This window comes from Pseudarthrobacter sp. NCCP-2145 (genome assembly GCF_023708005.1).
Classification (GTDB): domain Bacteria; phylum Actinomycetota; class Actinomycetes; order Actinomycetales; family Micrococcaceae; genus Arthrobacter; species Arthrobacter oxydans.
The window spans coordinates 95751-113855 of the sequence record NZ_BRCG01000014.1 but is presented as its reverse complement, the minus strand read 5'-3'; the positions used below and the strand labels follow the sequence as shown (position 1 = coordinate 113855).

The 18105-nt window shown below is 67.1% G+C and carries 14 protein-coding genes; 8 read left to right on the top strand and 6 right to left on the bottom strand.

Annotated elements, in window-relative coordinates:
- Window positions 1-117: 117 nt before the first annotated feature.
- From NFU08_RS13550 to NFU08_RS13520, 7 genes are all read left to right on the top strand, one after another.
- Window positions 118-1203: an amino acid ABC transporter permease gene (locus tag NFU08_RS13550; protein ID WP_251424065.1), complete on the top strand. Its 1086-nt coding sequence runs from the start codon at window positions 118-120 to the stop codon at window positions 1201-1203.
- On the top strand, window positions 1200-2039 hold the full coding sequence (locus NFU08_RS13545) for an amino acid ABC transporter ATP-binding protein (protein WP_285835597.1): 840 nt from the start codon (window positions 1200-1202) through the stop codon (window positions 2037-2039). The genes NFU08_RS13550 and NFU08_RS13545 overlap by 4 nt, the downstream gene beginning before the upstream one ends.
- Before the next feature lie 10 nt (window positions 2040-2049).
- Window positions 2050-3105 (top strand): transporter substrate-binding domain-containing protein, encoded by a 1056-nt coding sequence (locus NFU08_RS13540; protein WP_251424063.1) that lies wholly within the window; start codon window positions 2050-2052, stop codon window positions 3103-3105.
- Entirely contained in the window at window positions 3102-3938 is an 837-nt protein-coding gene (locus tag NFU08_RS13535; protein WP_251424061.1) for a DUF1684 domain-containing protein, read from the top strand. Before NFU08_RS13540 ends, NFU08_RS13535 begins: the two co-directional genes overlap by 4 nt.
- Window positions 3935-5047: an LLM class flavin-dependent oxidoreductase gene (locus NFU08_RS13530; protein WP_251424059.1), complete on the top strand. Its 1113-nt coding sequence runs from the start codon at window positions 3935-3937 to the stop codon at window positions 5045-5047. Before NFU08_RS13535 ends, NFU08_RS13530 begins: the two co-directional genes overlap by 4 nt.
- Before the next feature lie 9 nt (window positions 5048-5056).
- Entirely contained in the window at window positions 5057-6430 is a 1374-nt protein-coding gene (locus NFU08_RS13525; RefSeq protein WP_251424057.1) for an NtaA/DmoA family FMN-dependent monooxygenase, read from the top strand.
- A 195-nt stretch (window positions 6431-6625) separates the two neighbouring features.
- Window positions 6626-7678: an LLM class flavin-dependent oxidoreductase gene (locus NFU08_RS13520; RefSeq protein ID WP_174176084.1), complete on the top strand. Its 1053-nt coding sequence runs from the start codon at window positions 6626-6628 to the stop codon at window positions 7676-7678.
- Window positions 7679-7759: 81 nt separating this feature from the next.
- Here NFU08_RS13520 and NFU08_RS13515 read toward each other — a convergent pair whose 3' ends face one another.
- The 5 genes from NFU08_RS13515 to NFU08_RS13495 all read right to left on the bottom strand — a co-directional run bounded on the left by NFU08_RS13515 (window position 7760) and on the right by NFU08_RS13495 (window position 14599).
- A complete protein-coding gene (locus NFU08_RS13515; protein WP_174176086.1) occupies window positions 7760-9361 on the bottom strand; it encodes an APC family permease in 1602 nt (533 codons plus the stop codon).
- A gap of 77 nt (window positions 9362-9438) precedes the next feature.
- Window positions 9439-11094, bottom strand: coding sequence for a GMC family oxidoreductase (locus NFU08_RS13510; RefSeq protein ID WP_174176088.1), 1656 nt, complete (start codon window positions 11092-11094; stop codon window positions 9439-9441).
- Window positions 11095-12591, bottom strand: a complete 1497-nt coding sequence (locus NFU08_RS13505; protein ID WP_251424055.1) for an aldehyde dehydrogenase family protein — start codon at window positions 12589-12591, stop codon at window positions 11095-11097.
- 362 nt (window positions 12592-12953) lie between these two features.
- The gene (locus NFU08_RS13500; RefSeq protein WP_174176093.1) at window positions 12954-13550 is read right to left on the bottom strand and encodes a TetR/AcrR family transcriptional regulator; all 597 of its coding nucleotides are present in this window, start codon (window positions 13548-13550) and stop codon (window positions 12954-12956) included.
- A 98-nt stretch (window positions 13551-13648) separates the two neighbouring features.
- Window positions 13649-14599 (bottom strand): ABC transporter substrate-binding protein, encoded by a 951-nt coding sequence (locus NFU08_RS13495; protein WP_251424079.1) that lies wholly within the window; start codon window positions 14597-14599, stop codon window positions 13649-13651.
- A 357-nt stretch (window positions 14600-14956) separates the two neighbouring features.
- Between NFU08_RS13495 and NFU08_RS13490 the strand changes: the two genes are divergently transcribed.
- A complete protein-coding gene (locus NFU08_RS13490; RefSeq protein ID WP_251424054.1) occupies window positions 14957-17281 on the top strand; it encodes a chromosome segregation ATPase in 2325 nt (774 codons plus the stop codon).
- Between the two features lie 68 nt (window positions 17282-17349).
- Here the strand turns inward: NFU08_RS13490 and NFU08_RS13485 are convergent, their stop codons facing one another.
- Window positions 17350-18048 carry a type 1 glutamine amidotransferase domain-containing protein gene (locus NFU08_RS13485; RefSeq protein WP_251424052.1) on the bottom strand — a complete coding sequence of 233 codons (699 nt, stop codon included), beginning with the start codon at window positions 18046-18048 and terminating at the stop codon, window positions 17350-17352.
- Between the last annotated feature and the right edge of the window lie 57 nt (window positions 18049-18105).

The following is an 18105-nucleotide window of genomic DNA, read 5'->3' as shown; positions in this document are numbered from 1 at the left end:
CCCGGCGCCTTGCTGGCCCCTCCAGGCGGGTCCTAGATTTGCAGCCAGCATCCGGGGCAAACAGCTCCGGCCTCAACAATCCGTTCTTTCGGACCTAACAAAGAAGCGGGGTGGCGCATGAGTTCAGCAGCAACTACCGCGGCGCAGTCAACAACGTCAGCACAGCCAGCACAGTCAACTGCCGGCCGGGCGCCGGCTGCCGCGGATAGCCGGGCAACTGCGGCCGGGGCGGTTTCTTCCGGGTCCGGCGGTGTCCCGCCGGAAGTCGGGACGGCCCGCGTGGCCACCGATTACTCCTCCTACCGGGTGGTGGCCGCCAGGCACCCCTGGCGCTGGGTGGGGACAGCCGTCGTCGCCCTCGGGGTCTTCGCTGTTGCGTGGTCGTTGGCCACCAACCCGCGCTGGGAGTGGGGAGTGGTGGCCCAGTGGTTCACCGCCCAGTCCGTCATCAACGGCCTGCTGGAGACGCTTAAGCTGACGGCCATCTCGGGCATCCTCGGCTTTGTGCTGGGCTTCATCCTGGCGCTCATGCGGCTGTCCGCCTCGCCGCTGCTGGTCTCGGTGTCCTGGACGTTCTCCTGGATCTTCCGGTCCACACCCCTCCTGGTGCAGATGCTGCTCTGGTACAACCTGGGTTACCTGTACGAAAAGATCAGCTTGGGCATCCCCTTCACGGACGTCCGGTTCTTCGAGGTCCAGACCACCACACTGATCAGCCAGTTCGCGGCAGCAGTGCTGGGCCTGACCCTCAACCAGGCTGCCTACTCGGCCGAGATCATCCGCGGCGGCATCCTCTCCGTGGACCAGGGCCAGCTCGAAGCCGCGGCCGCCCTGGGCATCCCGGCCTGGCGCAGGTCCACGCGGATTGTCCTGCCGCAGGCCATGCGGGCCATCCTGCCCACAGCCTTCAACGAGATCATCGGCCTGGTCAAGGGCACGTCCATTGTGTACGTCCTGGCCTACTCCGAGCTGTTCTACACAGTTCAGGTGATCTACAACCGCACGCAGCAGGTCCTGCCGCTGCTGCTGGTGGCCACTCTTTGGTACGTGGTGATCACGTCCGTGCTCAGCGTCTTCCAGTACTACATCGAACGGCACTACTCCAAAGGCGCGGTGCGGAACCTGCCGCTGACGCCCCTGCAGAAGGCCCGCAAATTCTTCGCCACCCAGGCTGTGGCCAACACCGCAAGGAACGCCCGATGAGCACCGCAACTACCTCTGCCCCGGCAACTGCCACCGACCCAGTCACCACGCCATCCACCCGCGGCCTGGTGGAAATCACCAAGGTCCGCAAGTCCTTCGGGGCCACCGAGGTCCTCAAAGGGGTCAGCCTCACGGTGGAACCGGGCGGGGTGGCTGTCATCGTGGGCCCCTCCGGATCCGGCAAGTCCACACTGCTGCGCACCATCAACCACCTGGAAAAGGTGGACGGGGGCTTCATCTCCATTGACGGCAACCTGGTGGGATATGAAGTCCGGGGCAACCGGCTGCACGAGCTGCGCGGGAAGGAAATCCTCAAGCAGCGGACCGAAATCGGAATGGTGTTCCAGAACTTCAACCTGTTCCCGCACCTCACGGCCCTGGAAAATGTGAGCGAAGCCCCCGTCGTCGCACAGGGATGCTCCAAAGACGAGGCGCGGCGCCGCGGCCTGGAACTCCTGGACCGGGTGGGACTGAAGGACCGTGCGGACGCCTACCCGCGCCAGCTCTCCGGCGGCCAGCAGCAGCGGGTGGCCATCGCCCGCGCCCTGGCCCTGGACCCCAAAATCCTGCTGTTCGACGAGCCCACGTCCGCACTGGACCCGGAACTCGTCAACGAAGTGCTGGACGTCATCCGCGAACTCGCGAAATCCGGCACCACGCTGCTCATCGTCACCCACGAGATGGGCTTCGCCCGCGACGTGGCGGACACCGTGGTGTTCATGGACCAGGGGCAGATCGTGGAACAAGGCAGCCCGGAACACATTTTCACCAACCCCCAGGAACCGCGCACCCGGAGCTTCTTCTCCAAGGTGCTCGAACCGGCTTTCAACATCTAAGGACTTCCCCATGACACCTCCCACTGGCCTTTCCCGCGGCCCACGCCGCAGCCGCGCACTCGCTGCGCTGCCCGCCGTCGTACTTCTTGGAACTGCCGCCCTGGCCGGCTGCGCTGATCCCGGCGCCTCGGCTGCCGGCACCTCCACGGGCGGGGCGCAGACAACGGCGGCCCGCAACGGCGTCGTGTACAACACCGCGCCGGACCAGCAGCGCATCCGTGCGGAGAAAGAGGCGGCGCTCGCCGCCAAGGTCCCCGAACTGATCGGCAGGGACGGCAAGCTGACCGTCGCCACCACGGCCGGGTCCATCCCGCTGTCCTTCCACGCCACGGATGACCAGACGGCCATCGGTTCCGAGCTGGACATCGCGCAGCTCGTGGCGGACAAGCTGGGCCTGGAGCTGGACGTCCAGGTGACGTCCTGGGAGAACTGGCCGCTGAAAACCCAGTCCGGCGACTTCGAGGCCGTGTTCTCCAACGTGGGAGTCAACAAGGACCGGGTGAAGCTGTTCGACTTCGCCAGCTACCGCGCGGCCTTCATGGGCTTCGAAGCCAAGAAATCCGCCAGCTATGACATCAAGGGCGCAGACGACATCTCCGGCCTGAAGGTGTCCGTGGGCTCCGGAACCAACCAGGAAAAGATCCTGCTGGCGTGGAACAAGGAACTCGAAAGCAAGGGCAAGGCGCCGGCCACCCTCCAGTACTACTCCTCCGACGCAGACACCATCCTGGCGCTGTCCTCCGGCCGCACCGACCTGAACATCGCGCCCTACCCGTCCACGGTGTACCGGGAGAACACCCGCGACGACCTGAAGGTGGTGGGCAAGGTCAACGCCGGCTGGCCGTCCGAAACCCTGGTGGCCGCCACCACACTGCGGGGCAACGGCCTGGCCCCGGTCATTTCCGAGGCCCTTAACTCCGCGATCGACGACGGGTCCTACGGCAAGGTGCTGGAGCGCTGGGGCCTGTCCGAGGAAGCCCTGCCCGAATCCAGGACCATCACGGAAGAGAACTTCGCGGCCACGCAGGCATCGGCCAGCACGGCCCCTTCAGGGAAGGCATCATGAACGCACTGTCCACCGGAACAGCCCTGGAGTCCTTTGACGCAGACTGGCAGGAATGGCACGCCGCACACGAAAAGCAGCGGGCGCACCCGCACGGTTTCCTGGCCGTGACCCACCTGCACTGGCTGGGCAGCGAAGCCGCCCGGCTGGAAGGTGCGCCGGGAATCTGGAGGGTGGAGGCCGACGTCGTCCGCGTGGTTTTGGAGCCGGGCGAAAGCCTGCAGCGGGACGGCAGGGAACTGAACACCGAAGCGGGCACGACTGTTACGTTCGGCCCCATCGAGGAGCGCGGCGGCATCAACCTGCTCTCCGGCAACACGGTCATTGAGGTGGCCAAGCGCGGCGGCGAGTACATTGTGCGGCCCCGGAATCCGGAGAACGGATTGCTGCGGAATTACCAGGGCACGCCGGCATACTCACCGGACGCCGCCTACGCCGTCCGCGGGACCTACGTCCCGTTCGAGGCGCCGCGGCCCACCACGGTGGGGGCCGCCGTCGAAGGAATCCAGCACGTCTACGAGGCGCCGGGCGAGATCCGCTTCCGCCTGGCGGGGGAGGACCTGGCGCTGACCGCGTTCAACGGCCACGCGCCAGGATCGCTGTCCGTGCTGTTCACGGACCAGACCTCCGGCAGGACAACCTACCCGGCCAACCGCTCGCTCTCCGTTGTGCCTGCCCCGGATGGCGCCGTGGAGCTCGACTTCAACCGGGCCGTCAACCTGCCCTGCGCCTACACCGACCTTGCCACCTGCCCGCTGCCGCCGGCCGAAAACCGGCTGCCGGTGGCTATTGAAGCCGGCGAGAAGATCCCCTACGAACGTCAGGACAAGCAGTGAGCACCTCTAAGACGCCCCAGGCGGGATTCCTTGCCATCGAACTCGACGGCGCCGGCTGGGACGGCGTGGACCTTTCCCGGGCCGTGCTGGCCGCCGAATCCGCCGGGTTCCATGTGGCCACGTTCACCGATGCGCCGGCGCCCGGCCGCGCCCATGCCCTGCAGCGCGCGGCCTTCGCGGGACCGGTGACGCGCACCATCGCCCTGGTCCCTGAGGTGGACACCGTGTACACCGAGCCGTTCCACGTCTCCACCCAGCTGGCGAGCCTCGACTACGTCTGCGGCGGCCGGGCCGGATGGATCGCCACGGCGGCCGAAGCGCCCGAGGCGGCAGCCGCCGTCGGCCGTTCCTCCGTGAGTGGCGCCGCCCTGGCCCAGGAAGCCGCCGCGTCCGTTGAGGTGTCCCGGCGCCTGTGGGATTCGTGGGAGGACGACGCCGTGATCCGTGACGTCGCCACCGGCCGGTACATCGACGTGGACAAGCTCCACTATGCCGATTTCGAAACTCCGGCCAGGTTTGCCGGACCCGGGTACTCGGTCAAGGGCCCGTCCATCATTCCGCGGCCGCTGCAGGGCCAGCTGCCGGTGCTGGCCGCAGCGTCCCTGGTGGGCGAGGGGCAGGTGCCGGCCGGCGCTGTTGACGCCGTCCTGGTGTCTGCCCCCACGCCCGAACTGCTCGCCGCCGAGGTGCGCGATGTCCGTGCCCGGCTGGGTGCGTCCGTGGCGGTGATCGCCGAGCTCGACGTCGTCCTGGACTCCCGCGGGCAGGCTGCGGCGGGGCGGGTGGCTGGCTTTGGCTCCGGCCGTGCTGCCTACGCCGGTTCCGCTGCCGGTCTCACGGACTTCCTTGCGGAACTCCTGAAGGAGGCCGACGGCGTGCGCCTGCACCCGGCGTCGCTCTTTGTAGACCTGGAGGAACTGGGCCGCCTGGTCCTGCCGGAACTGCGCCGCCGTGGAGTCCTTCGCCCGGTGGTGCAGGATGGCACCTTCCGCGACCTGCTGGGGCTTTCACGCCCGGTGAGCCGCTACGCCGCCGCATCCGACGCCACCGCCGCATCCAACGCCGCGGCCGAATCCAACGCCGTTGCTCCCGCCGGCGCAGGAAAGTAAGGGAAAACCATGACGCAGCACACGCGTGCTAAATCCGACGTGTTCACTCCCACCGGACAGATCCAGTTCGGGGTCTTCTTCCAGGGCGTGAACTCCGGCACCATCTGGAAGGCGGCCGAATCCGGCTCCCAGACTGACTTCGAGTCCTTCCGCCGCATCGCGCAGACCGCCGAGCGGGGACTGTTCGCGGCGTTCTTCCTGGGCGAGGGACTCCGCCTGCGGGAGCACCTGGGCCGCCCGCACGCCCTGGATGTGGTGGGCCGCCCCGACGCGCAGACCATGCTGGCCGCACTGGCGTCGGTGACCAAGAACATCGGCCTGGTGGCCACCCAGAACACTACCTACAACGATCCCGCGGACCTGGCGCACCGGCTCGCGTCCCTGGACCTGGTCTCCGGCGGGCGGGCCGCGTGGAACATCGTAACCACGGACAACGCCTGGACCGGGGCGAATTTCCGGCGCGGCGGCTACCTGGACCACGCGGACCGCTACAAGCACGCCGAAGCGTTCGTGGAGACGGCCAAGCGGATCTGGGATTCGTGGGAAACACGTGAGGGGCCGGCACGCCGGGTGCTCCACGAGGGCCAGCACTACACGGTGGATGTCACGCCGCGGCTGCCGCGCAGCGCCCAATACCGGCCCGTGCTCTTCCAGGCCGGCGACTCCCCGGAGGGCCGCAACTTTGCCGCCCGCCAGGCGGACGTGATCTTCTCCGCCCACCCGAAGTTCGATGCCGCCGTGGAGTTCCGCAAGGACCTCGTGGCGCGGTCCGTGGCCGCCGGCCGCGGTGCGAACGCGGTGCAGATCATGCCGGCCAGCGAATTCATCCTTGCGCCCACCGCCGCGGAAGCAGCTGAAAAGAAGGAGTGGGTGCGCAGCCTGCAGATCGGCCCGCAGCAGGCCATCGCCTACCTGGAGCAGTTCTGGGGCCGCGAGCTGTCCGCCTACGATCCTGACGGGCCGCTGCCTGGAATCGACCCGGTGGTGGACGAGACCTCCGAGACCCGCGGCAGCGGCTTCCACGGAGCGAAGGCCCGGCAGTTGGCGGACCAGTGGCGGGCCGAGGCCAAGGACAAGGGCCTGTCCATCCGGCAGTTCGTCACGTCCCGCACCGCACGCGTGGACGCCACCTTTACCGGCTCGTACGCCGATGTGGCGGACCGGCTGGCTGAGTATGCGCGGGTGGGCGCCGTGGACGGGTTCAACATCTCGCCGTGGCTGGTTCCCACCGGCCTGGACGACATTGTGAACCACCTGGTTCCGGAGCTCCAGGAACGCGGGGTGTACCCCACCGGATACCGCAGCAGCACGCTCCGCGGGAACCTTGGGCTGGCAACGCCGGTACGGACCGCGGATGACGCCGCCCAGGCGGTACGGGCCTGATGCACCCGGCTGAGATGGCTGGAAAGGCCGACGACGGCGGCGGGGTGGGTGCCGTCGTCGACCATTCCGGCGGGGCTGCTTCGCTGGGGACCGTCACGCTGCAACTGACGGTGTGGGAGCAGTGGCTGTAGGAGAACCGCCATCTCCCCGGCGCATACTCGTAGGACGTAACCGCATCCCGATCTAAGGAAGCCGATGCCCCACCCCACCCGTCCCCTGCGGAAACTTGGATTCCTCACCATTGGGCTGTTTGATCCTGCGGATCCTGCCGCGGGACACGAATCCACCTTGCGGATTATCGAACTGGGCGAACGGCTGGGATTCGACAGCGCCTGGCTGCGCCACCGGCATCTGCAGTTCGGCATCTCTTCCCCGGTGGCGGTGCTGGCCGCCGCGAGCCAGCGCACCTCGCGCATTGAGCTTGGGACGGCCGTGACGCCGCTGGGTTGGGAGAACCCGCTGCGCCTGGCAGAGGACCTGGCCACCGTGGACCTGCTTGCCGGAGGACGCATCAATCCCGGCGTCAGTGTGGGCGAGCCGATGCACTACGACACTGTGAAGCATGAGCTGTACCCGGATTCCGGGGAGCAGGAGGACTTCAGCTACGGCCGGGTGGAGCGGTTTGCGCACTTGGTTGCAGGGGAGCCGGTGCGCGAATTTTCCGGCAGGCAAGGGGTGGTGGAGGAGTTCTCCAACCGCGTCGAGCCGCACTCTCCCGGGTTGCGCGGGCGCCTTTGGTACGGGGCCGGCAGCACGGCGTCAGCTGTCTGGGCGGGGGCCAACGGGTTCAACCTGCTCTCCAGCAGCGTGGTCTTCCCTGGCGAGGACCAGGACCCGGATTTTGCCCTCGTCCAGCAGTCGCAGATCCGGGCCTTCCGCGAAGCGGCAGCAGCGTCAGGACACTCCCGGGCGCGGGTTTCGCAGGGCCTGGTGGTGATCCCCACCGATTCGGCGACGCCGGCCCAGCGGGAGAAATACCAGCGGTACGTCGACGAACGCACGCCACGCACCACGGCGCCGCAGGGGCCGAGGGGCATGATGTTCGCCCGGGACCTGATCGGCAGCAGCGAGCAGATCGCTGGGCAGCTGTACGCACACGCAGGGTTCCAGGAGGTGGACGAGGTGGCGTTCGCACTGCCCTTCAGCTTCGACCACGAGGACTACGTCCAGATCCTTACGGACATCGCAGGCAAACTTGGCCCCGCCCTGGGCTGGACTCCGGCGGAAGCCGGCAAGCCGGCATCGTAGTCGCAAGGGACCTGCCGGTTAACGCAGAAGGGCCGACGACGGCGTGGAAACTTCCGTCGTCGGCCCTTCTTGCGGGCGTTCCTAGGACACCTTGGCGTCCACCACGTCCTGCTCAGCGGGGGCGGCCTGCGGGGCGCCGCCCGAGGACGGATGGGCCGCGACGGCCGCGGCATGTTCGGCGAGCACGCCCGTCTGGTGGCGGATCTTCAGCCGGTAGAGCAGGGCCCCGCCAACGGTGACGGCGGCAACGAAGATCACGCCGCCCCATTGCAGGTACCACTCGAATGGCGGCACCGAGTTGTAGATCTCCTGGCGCGGCCACACCAGGTTCAGCGTCATGGCACCGCCCCACAGGACTGCCAGGATGTTCACCGGCAGCCCCCACCTGCCCAGGGAAAAGCCGGGCTCGGAGCCGTCTGCGGCTAGCGGCCACTTCTTCAGGAGGCGGTTGCGCAGCATGGGCACGGTGACCAGGAGGTAGGAGAGGTAGATCAGGACGATGCTGATGCTGGACATGATCGTGAAAATTGCGGGCTGCGTAACGTTGATGAGCAGTGGCATCACGGCCAGGATGCCGATCACGATCGCCGCAACAGTCGGGGTCCTGCGGACCGGGTCCACTTTGCTGAGCTGCCGGCTGAACGGCAGGTTGTTGTCCCGGGCCATGGCGAACATCATGCGGATGGCGGCGGCATGGACGGCCAGGGTGCAGACCACCACGGCCACAACGATGCACGCAAGGAAGGCCTTGCCGAACGGTCCGCCCAGGACGGACAGCACGATGTACTGCAGCCCGCCGTCGGCCGATCCCACCTTGGGGTCCGCCAGGTCCGGTGCGGCCAGGATGCCGAACAGCAGGATCAGCCCACCCAGCACGAACGAAGCCGTGATGGCCCGCAGGATGGCCTTGGGTGCCGTGCGCTTGGGGTCTTTCGTTTCCTCCCCGAGCGAGCTGGCGGTGTCAAAGCCGTACATGACGTAGCCCGATGCCATGGCGCCGATAAGGAAAACGCCGAAGAAGCCGAGGTCATGGCCTTCGCCGAAACCGGCGGTATCAAAGAGGACCTCGGGCCCGCGCACCACGTGCCAGCCCAGCGCGAGGATGAGGAGCACGGCTGCGCTCAGCTCCACGAAAACGCCGATGCTGTTGATCCGGGTCATGAGCTTCACGCCGAACGCATTAATGAGTGTGGAGATGGTGATCATGATGCTGGCCAGCACCACGCCGTTCATGGCGAAATCGTAGGGGCCGGTGCCGTCACCGACGAACTGGAAGCCGGACCAGAGCTGGGGCAGGGTGAGCTGCAGGGCCAGTGCCACGGAGCCCAGTGCCACGATGGAGGAGAGCATCAGCAGCCATCCGGCCAGCCAGGCCGAGGTGCCCGACGCGAGCCGTTTGGCCCAGTTGTACACCGATCCCGCCACGGGGTAGCGGCCCGCCAGTTCGGCAAAGCACAGGGCCACCATCAGCTGGCCGGCGAAGACAAGGGGCCAGGACCACGCGTAGGCGGGGCCGGCCATGGAAAAACCAAAGTAGAACAGTTGGAAAACACCGGTGAGGATGGAGATGTAGCTGACACCTGCCGCGAAGCTGGCGAACTTGCCGATGCTCCGGTCCAGGGTCTGCGCGTAGCCAAACTCGTCCATGCCGCTTGAATCAATACTCTTGCTGGGTTCCGCCATGTGGACTCCTCAATCAAAAAAGCACGAAAGTGATGACCGTCCGCACTGCGGCGCACGGAAGGTCGGTTGCCTGAAAGTCAGGCAAGGGAGGCGCTGAGCTCCAGGTCCGCCGCCAGGGTTTCGCTGTTTCCGCCGGCGCGGATGAGGTCCGCCCGGACCAAATCAGCACAGCGCTCGCCGATCATCATCACGGTGATGTTGGGGTTGACGGTGACGTGTTCCGGCATCACGGACGCATCCGCGACGCGCAGGCCGGTGACGCCCTTGACCCGCAGCTGGGGATCCAGCGGCGACATGACGTCGTCGGCCGGCCCCATCCGGACGGTGCCCACCGGGTGGTACACGGTGTTGTGGGTCTTGCGGATGTACTCCCGCAGTTCCTCGTCCGTCTGCGCCTCGACGCCGGGTGATAGCTCGCGGCCGGTCCATTCGGCCAGGGCCGGCTGGGCCGCGATTTCCCGGACCTTGCGGATGCCGGCCACCATAACGCGCATGTCGTGGCCTTCAGGATCAGTGAAGTAGCGCGGGTCCACCATGGGCTTGTCGCGGAAGTCGCGGCTGCGCAGCCGGACGGTGCCGCGGGAGCGTGCGTGCGTGACGTTCGGGGTGAGGCTGAAGCCGTTCTCCGTGGTGGGGTACCCGTGCCGCAGGGTGTTCATGTCGAACGGGACGGAGCCGTAGTGCATCATCAGGTCAGGGCGGTCCAGGCCGTCCTCGGTGGGGGTGAAAATGCCGATTTCCCACCACTGGGTGGACGTTTGCACCATGGGCTGTTTGGCCTCGAACTGGACCACTCCTTCCGGGTGGTCCTGCAGGTTCTCGCCCACGCCGGGGGAGTCCACCAGCACCTCGATGCCGTGCGCGGCGAGGTGCGCCGCCGGGCCGATGCCGGAGAGCATCAGCAGCTTGGGCGAGTCGATGGCGCCGGTGGACAGGATCACCTCGCGGTGCGCGGAAAGCCGGTGGGTCCGGCCGAACGCGCCGTCCACCACGTCCACGCCGGTGCAGCGCTTGTCCGCGTCGAACACCAGCTGGCGGGCGCGCAGCCCGGTCAGCAGGGTGAAGTTGGGGCGGTCGATGATCGGGTGGATGTAGGAGACCGAGCTGGAGGACCGGGTGCCGTCCGCGCGGCGGTTGATCTGGAAGAAGTTGGCACCGTTGACCACGGTGGTTCCGCTGTTGAACTTGGCACGGGGGATGCCGGCCTGTTCGCAGGCGTCCAGGAGTGCGACGCCGGCAGGATCCGCCGGGGGAACGTTCATCAGGTGCACGGGGCCTGAGTCCCCGTGGTGCGGCGCGTCCGGACCGGCGTCCTCGTTGGTCTCCAGCCGCTGGTAGAGCGGCCAGGCGGCATCGGCATTCCAGCCGGTGGCGCCGTACTTGGATTCCCACTCGTCCAGGTCCTCGCGCGGCGCCCAAAAGGCGATGCAGGAGTTGTGGCTGGAGCAGCCGCCCATGACCCTGGCCCGGGCGTGGCGCATGAAGGAGTTGCCGTTTTCCTGCGGTTCCACCGGGTAGTCCCAGTCGTAGCCGGATTCGAGCAGCTCCATCCAGCGGTCCAGCTGCAGGATCTCGGGAAGGTTCCGGTCATCCGGGCCGGCTTCAACCAGGGCCACGGTCACGTCCGGGTCCTCGCTCAGGCGGGCGGCCACCGCGGCGCCGGCGGATCCGCCGCCGATCACGATGTAGTCGAATGCGTGCCCGGTGAGGTCCTCGATGTTGTCGACGTGCATCTAGTTCTCCTTGCTGTGGTCAGCGAACCAGCCGGTTACCTGCGGGCTGGTGTTCTGGTAGATGTGCTTGGCTTCCTGGTACTCCGCCAGGCCGGTGGTGCCGAGTTCACGGCCCACGCCGGACTGGCCGAAGCCGCCCCATTCAGCCTGGGGGAGGTAGGGGTGGTAGTCGTTGATCCAGATGGTGCCGTGCCGCAGCCGGCCGGCCACACGCTGCGCCTTGCCGGCGTCCTGGGTCCAGACCGCGCCGGCCAGGCCGTAGACGGTGTCGTTGGCCGTGGCCACGGCCTCGTCTTCGGTGGTGAAGGTTTCCACGGTGACCACCGGGCCGAAGGCTTCGTCCACCACCACGGACATGCCCCGCTGGACGTGGTCCAGGATGGTGGGCTGGTAGTAGAACCCGCCGTCGTACTTCTCCCCGGAAGGTGCCGCACCGCCGGTCCGCAGCCGGGCACCCTCCTGGATGCCGCGCTGGACGTAGGCGTGGACCTTGTCGCGGTGGGCCGCTGAAATCAGTGGCCCGGTTTCGGCGTCGTCATCGAAGGGGCCGCCGAGGCGGATGTCCTGTGCACGGCGGACCAGCTCGTCCACGAATCGTTCGGCGATCGATTCCTCCACCACCAGCCGCGCCCCGGCGGAGCAGACCTGCCCGGAGTGCACGAACGCGCCGTTCAGGGCGTTGTCCACCGCGGCATCGAAGTCGGCGTCGGCGAACACCACGTTGGGGTTCTTGCCGCCCAGTTCCAGCGCCACCTTCTTGACGGTGCCTGCGGCGGCCGCGGCAATGCGCTTGCCGGTTTCGAGCCCGCCGGTGAAGGAGACGAGGTCGACGGCGGGGTGTTCCGAGAGCGGTGCACCCGCCTCCGATCCCGGTCCGGTCACCAGGTTGGCCACGCCCGCCGGCAGGCCGAGATCCTGGAGCAGCTGCATGGCCAGGATGGCGGTGGACGGCGTCAGCTCGGACGGCTTGAGGACGAAGGTGCAGCCGGCGGCCAGCGCCGGGGCGATCTTCCACGCGGCCTGGAGCAGGGGATAGTTCCAGGGTGTGATCAGGCCGCAGACCCCCAAGGGCTCGTAGACGATTTTGCTCACGACGGCGGGGTCCCCGGCGTCCACCACGCGGCCGGACTGCTGCCCGGCGAGCCTGCCGAAATATTCAAAGCAGGCGGCGACGTCGTCCATGTCGATGCGGCTTTCCACCATGCGCTTTCCGGTGTCCAGCGACTCGGCGCGGGCAAACTTTTCGCGGCGTTCGCGCAGTTCCGCTGCGACCTTGAGCAGGAAGGTTCCCCGTTCGGGCGCCGGGACCGAGGACCAGGTGCCGGAGTCGAAGGCCGCGCGGGCTGCGGCGATGGCCCGCCCGGCATCTTCACGGCCGGCCTCGGACACTGTGGCCGCCAGCTCGCCGTCGGCCGGGTTGCGGATGTGGCGTACGGCGCCGGATGCCGCCGGCTCCCATGCGCCGTTGATGAAAAGGGTGGAGGCTGTTTCGGTCATGCTGTCTCCTGGGGTGTAGGACTGTGGCGGCTTCGGGCAGGGCCGGGACCGCTGCGGCCGCTGTGCTGCAGGTTGTGCTGCCGCACAGCGGCGCGGGGGAAAGCGCTTGGTGTGGGCAGGAAGAGGCGGCACGGGGGGCCGCCGTACTGTCCGGACGCTTTATCGGGGACCGGTGAGGGGAGCGGGAGCCCAAGGGCTGCGAGCGACGCCGTGGCGTGGTGTGGCGTATGTCATACGAAGGAGAGTAACCGAGGTTGAACGGACGTTCAACACATTTCTTGAACAAGTGTTCAATGTGAACCGCCGGATGCGCCCGGCTGGCCCTGACGTGTGGTGCCTGGCGCTGGGGGTCCGGCCTGAAGTCAGTTGTCCCGCGGCGGGGCGAAGGCTATCTGCTCGGTGCGGGCGATGCTCCGTTGGATGGCGGCCTTGTCTATCCCAAGAAGGGCTGTCAGCCACATGCCGTTTTGGACCACGACGATGTCCGCCGCACGGTCCCTGCATTCCTTCAGGGGCAGCGCGGGGTGGGCAGTGGACACCAGCGCCGCCAGCCCGTCGAGGTACCGGTCGAAGGCTGCGGCGTTGATCCGGGCAAAGTCCTCGTGGGCCTGTGCGAGGGCCCAGAGGTGCAGGCGGAGGGACAGGTACCGGGTGGTCAGCAGATCCGCGCCGGCCACCCGGTGCAGTGCTTTGCGGAGCTGCTCCTCCGGGGTCAGCGACGGGTCCGGTGCCACCAGCCCCAGGTCGTGCTCGTCCACGCTGTGCAGTGCCGCCCGGATCAGGCTCATCTTGTCGTCGAAATAGTAATTGACGAGGCCCAGAGCGACGCCGGCTTCACGGGCCACGGCCCGCATGCTGACGCCCGAGATACCGTGGCGCGAGAGCAGGTCCAGCGCCGCTTCGAGAATGCGCGACTGCCTGTCGACCTGTTCGCCGGAGTTCACGGTATTTATCCCCATCCGGCCACACTATTGCCAAAGCCGGAGGAGTGCACTTTACGCAGGAGAATCCCCGCCCTGCGGGAGCGGGGCGGGGATTCCTTCGTCGGCAGGAGCAGCTACTTGCTGGGCAGCCCCGCCGGGTTCAGTTCGGACTTCGGGATGGCTTCGGATGACAGCCCCCAGCGGTCCAGGATCCTGGCGTACGTGCCGTCTTCGATCAGCCCGTTCAGGGCGGCCTGTGCGGCGACGGCCAGGCCGTTGCCCTTCTTGGTGGTGAACGCGATTTCGGCGGTCAGCGGCCAGCCGCCGTTGAGGGTGCCCACCTCCTTGGTCTTTCCGTCTTTCGCGGCCTTGTAGGCAGCGGCGGCGTTGGGCCCGAACGTCAGGTCCGCACGTCCGGACTGCAGGGCCAGCGTGGAGGCGGAATCGTCGTCGTAATACTGGAACTCGACCGGCTGCAGGCCGTTCTTCCTGTTCTCCTCGTCCCAACGCACCAGGATGGCCTCCTGGTTGGTGCCGGAGCCCACGATGATCCGCTTTCCTGCGACGTCCCTGGCCTCCTTGATCTCTCCGATCTCCGAATCGCTCTTGGCATAGAAGCCCAACAGGTCGTTGCGGTAGGTGGCGAAGTCGAACTTTTCCTTCCGTGCCTCGGTGACGGTCACGTTGGAGAGGACGGCCTCGTACTTTGCGGATTCGATGCCCAGCGGCCAGTCGGCCCACGCGACCGGAAGGACTTCCACCTCCAGCCCCAGGGTCCCGCCCACAGCGTAGGCGATGTCCACTTCGCTGCCGATCAGGGTCTTGTTGTCGGTGGCGAAAAGGCTGAGCGGGGCGGTGCCGCCAGTGGTCACCACCGTCAGTTTGCCGTCCGCCTTGACGGATTCGGGGACCAGCGCCGCCGCGGCCGGGTCCTCGGAGACCTTGAACCGGTCCTGCCCGGGGGACAGGTTGAAGGACTTGCCGGCCGCCGTTGTGGAAGATTCCGACGACGGTGCTGCCGCCGCCGTCGCGCCGGGATCCGCGCACGCAGAAAGTCCCATGAGTGCCGTGATGGTGAAGGCCATGGCGGCTGCCGCAGTTGCCTTGGTGGGGGCCAATTTTCCTCCTGGAAGTTGGTAGCGGATGCAACGGAGAGTCTCGTTGCAGCCACTATCCGGCAGCCGCGGCGAGGGAATCAAAGGCCGCGACACCGGGAGATACAGGGAGTAATGGCGGTTAACCGGGCGACCGGAGCGGTCACATTCCGGAATCCGGCCGGCCAGGTACACCAAGTAGTGGCGGTTTTGGCCGGCTTGGGAAAACGAGTACTTAAGCGGAAAGACGGGTGGGGGACTACGCGTGTGCTCCGCCCCTGCCTCCACCTACGGTTAGTCCAGGCAGCGGCCAGAGTGGGCCGCCCGAAGGTCTCAACAGGAGCTCGCATGCGCACTTCCCCGTCCACGTCTGTCCTCTCACGCCGGCTCGCGGCGGCCGTAGTCCTGCCGGGTCTGCTCACCAGCAGCCTTGTGCTCATCCCGCCGGCTGCCGCAGGTACCGGAGCCAACGCCGGGATCTGCAACGGGGTGGTAAACCAGTTGGCGCACCGCGGCACCGTCCAGGAGAACCTCCTGAAGGCAGCCGCGAAGAAGAATGCTGACGTCATCGCCAGGCTCCTGGCAGAGCGGGCACCGCTCCAGGAGGAGAAGGACAGGCTGAGCGCTGAGATCGCCGCCCTGGAGGGGGAGTCTGCCAGGCTGGCGGCGGAGTTAGTTACGCTCGAGGGGGCCGTGAAGGTGGCCGAGTCGGACATCACAAGGCTCACTGCCGCATATGAGGCCACGTCAGCGGCAGAAACCGCGACTGAAGCAACCCTCGCCAAGCTGCAGGAAGACAAGGCGAACCTCGTCGCCAAACTCACGCCGCTGCAGGAGGAAAAAGCTGCCGCAGAGGCGGCAGCCGAGGACCTCAGGGTCGAGGCCGCCGCCGTTGCACAAGACATCGCTGCCACCCAGGACAGCATTGACGCAGCGAAGACCGAGCTCCTTGCGCTGGAGCAGGCGGCAGCCGGGGCCGCCGCCGCGCTCGCGGACAAAGAGGCCGGGATTGCAGTTGCCCAAGACCAGCTCACCGCCCTCGAAACGGCGGCCGCAGAAGCTGCAGACGACGTGGATGCCGCCCGGGAAGCCGTCGAAGCAGCGGAGGTGGAGCTCGACCGCCTCGAAGCGGCGGGTGTGACAGCCGGGGACGCCCTGCAGAAGCAGCAGGACCTCGTGAATGCTGAAAATCTTATCCTTGATGGGCTCCAAGACATCTCCGCGGGGGCAGCAGAGGCTGCCACGGCAAAGGCAACTGAGGTGGCCGCGGCCCAGGACCAGCTGGAGGTGCTCCAGACGGCGGCCGGCACAGCGGCCGCTGCTCTTACCGCCAAGAACGCTGAAATTGCATCTGCGGAGGAGAGCCTCGAAGGCCTCCGGGCCGACGCGCTGATGGCAGCTGGGGCCGTGACGGCCAACATCGACGCCGCCGCCGTTGTCGCCGGGCAGATCACGACGATCACAGGGCAGATCACTGCCGCCAACGCTGCCATCGCTGCCAAGCAGGGCGAGCTGACCACGGCACGGAACCAACTGACTACTCTTCAAGCCAACAAAACGGCCCTCGAAGGGGAGATCGCGGTGCTGACAGCGAAGATTGAGAAGAACAATGGCGCTGCCAACGGCCTCATTACCCAGCGGAATGAGAAGCAAGCACTGCTCGCTGCCGTCGATACGCAGATTACCGACCAAAATGTGGTGATCTCGGCGCTCCAGGGTGACCTGGCGGCCCTGAACAACCAGGTCTCGGCTTTGAACACCCAACTGCTGGCGAAGCAACAGGAAAGCAGCTCGCTGCAGCAGCAGGCGGCACCCCTGCAGGCGACACTCACCGCGGCGAATACAGCGGTTGCCTTGAAGGAGGCCGAGATTGCAGCCCTGAAGGCCGAACTCCCGGCACTTGGGGATGCCCTCACCGAGGCCAACAGTGCCGTGGCCGGCCAGCAGGCGGTCCTGGATGGGCTGCAGCAGGAACTGACGGCAGCCCGGGAGGCAGCTGCCGGGGCTGCGGCCGACGTCGCTGCCCAGGTGACAGTTGTAGCCGGCCTTGAGGCGGAGTTGCCCGGGCTTACACAGGGTGTCGAAGATGCGCAGCAGGCTGTCACAGAGCAGCGGGCCGACCTGGAGCGGAAGAGGACAACCCTGGAGAGCGCCCAGGCGGCGGAGGTGTTGGCCGCCGCCGCGGTGGAGGACAAGAAAGCTGAACTTTCCACCCTGCAGGGCCAGCTTCCCGCCCTGCAGGCCAACGTCGATGCAGCCAACGAGGCGGTTGCGGGAAAGACCAGCCAGATCGTCGCCCTCCACCTGATCATGGATGGTTTCGTCGCCCGGCTGGGCGTGCTGAACGCGGACATCAAGGCCACGGAGGCTGACATCGTTTCCCTCCAGACCAGGGTGGCGCCTCTCCTGGAGCAGCTCAACCAGCTGAATGATGAAATCAGCACTACCGAAGCAGCCCTCAAGGACCTGCAGTCCCAACTGACCGCCCTCGACGGAAAGTTGACCGCGGCCCAGGAAACGCTGCGTGGGCTGGAGGCCCAAAAGAAGCAGAACAAGGACGTGATCACTGCGCAGAAGTCGACGGTCACGGCCTTGACAGCCAAACTGGGCGAGGTCCAGCTGCAGATAAAGGCCATCGACGGGACCATCGCGCTCGGAGGCTGCGCCGTCTGACGGGACACCCAGAAGGGCCAGGTCATTCATGACCTGGCCCTTCTGGGTGTCAGCAGCGTGAAGCGGAATCAGCCCAGTGCCTTGAGGACTTCCTTGGCGACGTCCTCGCTGGACTGCGGGTTCTGCCCGGTGATGAGGTTGCCGTCGCGGACCACGTTGGAGGTCCAGGCAGCGCCGTTTTTAATTACCGCGCCCTTCTCCTTCAGCGCGTCCTCCACCAGCCACGGCGTGTTCTCGCCCGTGCCGCCGCCCAGCTCTTCCTCGTTGGTGAAGACTGTGAGGCGGCGTCCGGCGAAAACGAAAGTGCCGTCGTCGTCCGTTGCGCTGAGCAGCCCCGCGGGACCGTGGCAGAAGGGGGCGATGACCTTGCCGGCCTTGTCCGCCGCCGCCAGCAGACGGCCCAGGTCGGCGTCCTTGTACAGGTCGGCCATGGGGCCGTGCCCGCCAGGCATCACGATGGCGTCATAGGCGGAGGGGTCGACGCCGGCAAGCACCAGCGGGTTCGAGAGCTCGCCGTCGATGGACGCCAGGTAGTCCCGGAAGCCTTTCGCGCGGTCCTCGCCGCCTGCGGATTCCGCAGCCAGGCTGACCTGGTCCACCGTGGGTTTCGCCCCGGCGGGGGTGGCGATGTGGACCGTGTGTCCGGCGTCGAGCAGCGTCTGGTGCGCCACCACCAGCTCTTCGGCCCAGAAACCGGTGGGGTGTTCGCTGCCGTCCTTCATGGTGAGGGAATCGGCTGCGGATACAACCATCAGAATGTTTGCCATGGTGTTGCTCCTGTCGTTGGGGACTGTTTTGCCGTGCTGCTTCTCCACTGCGCCGCG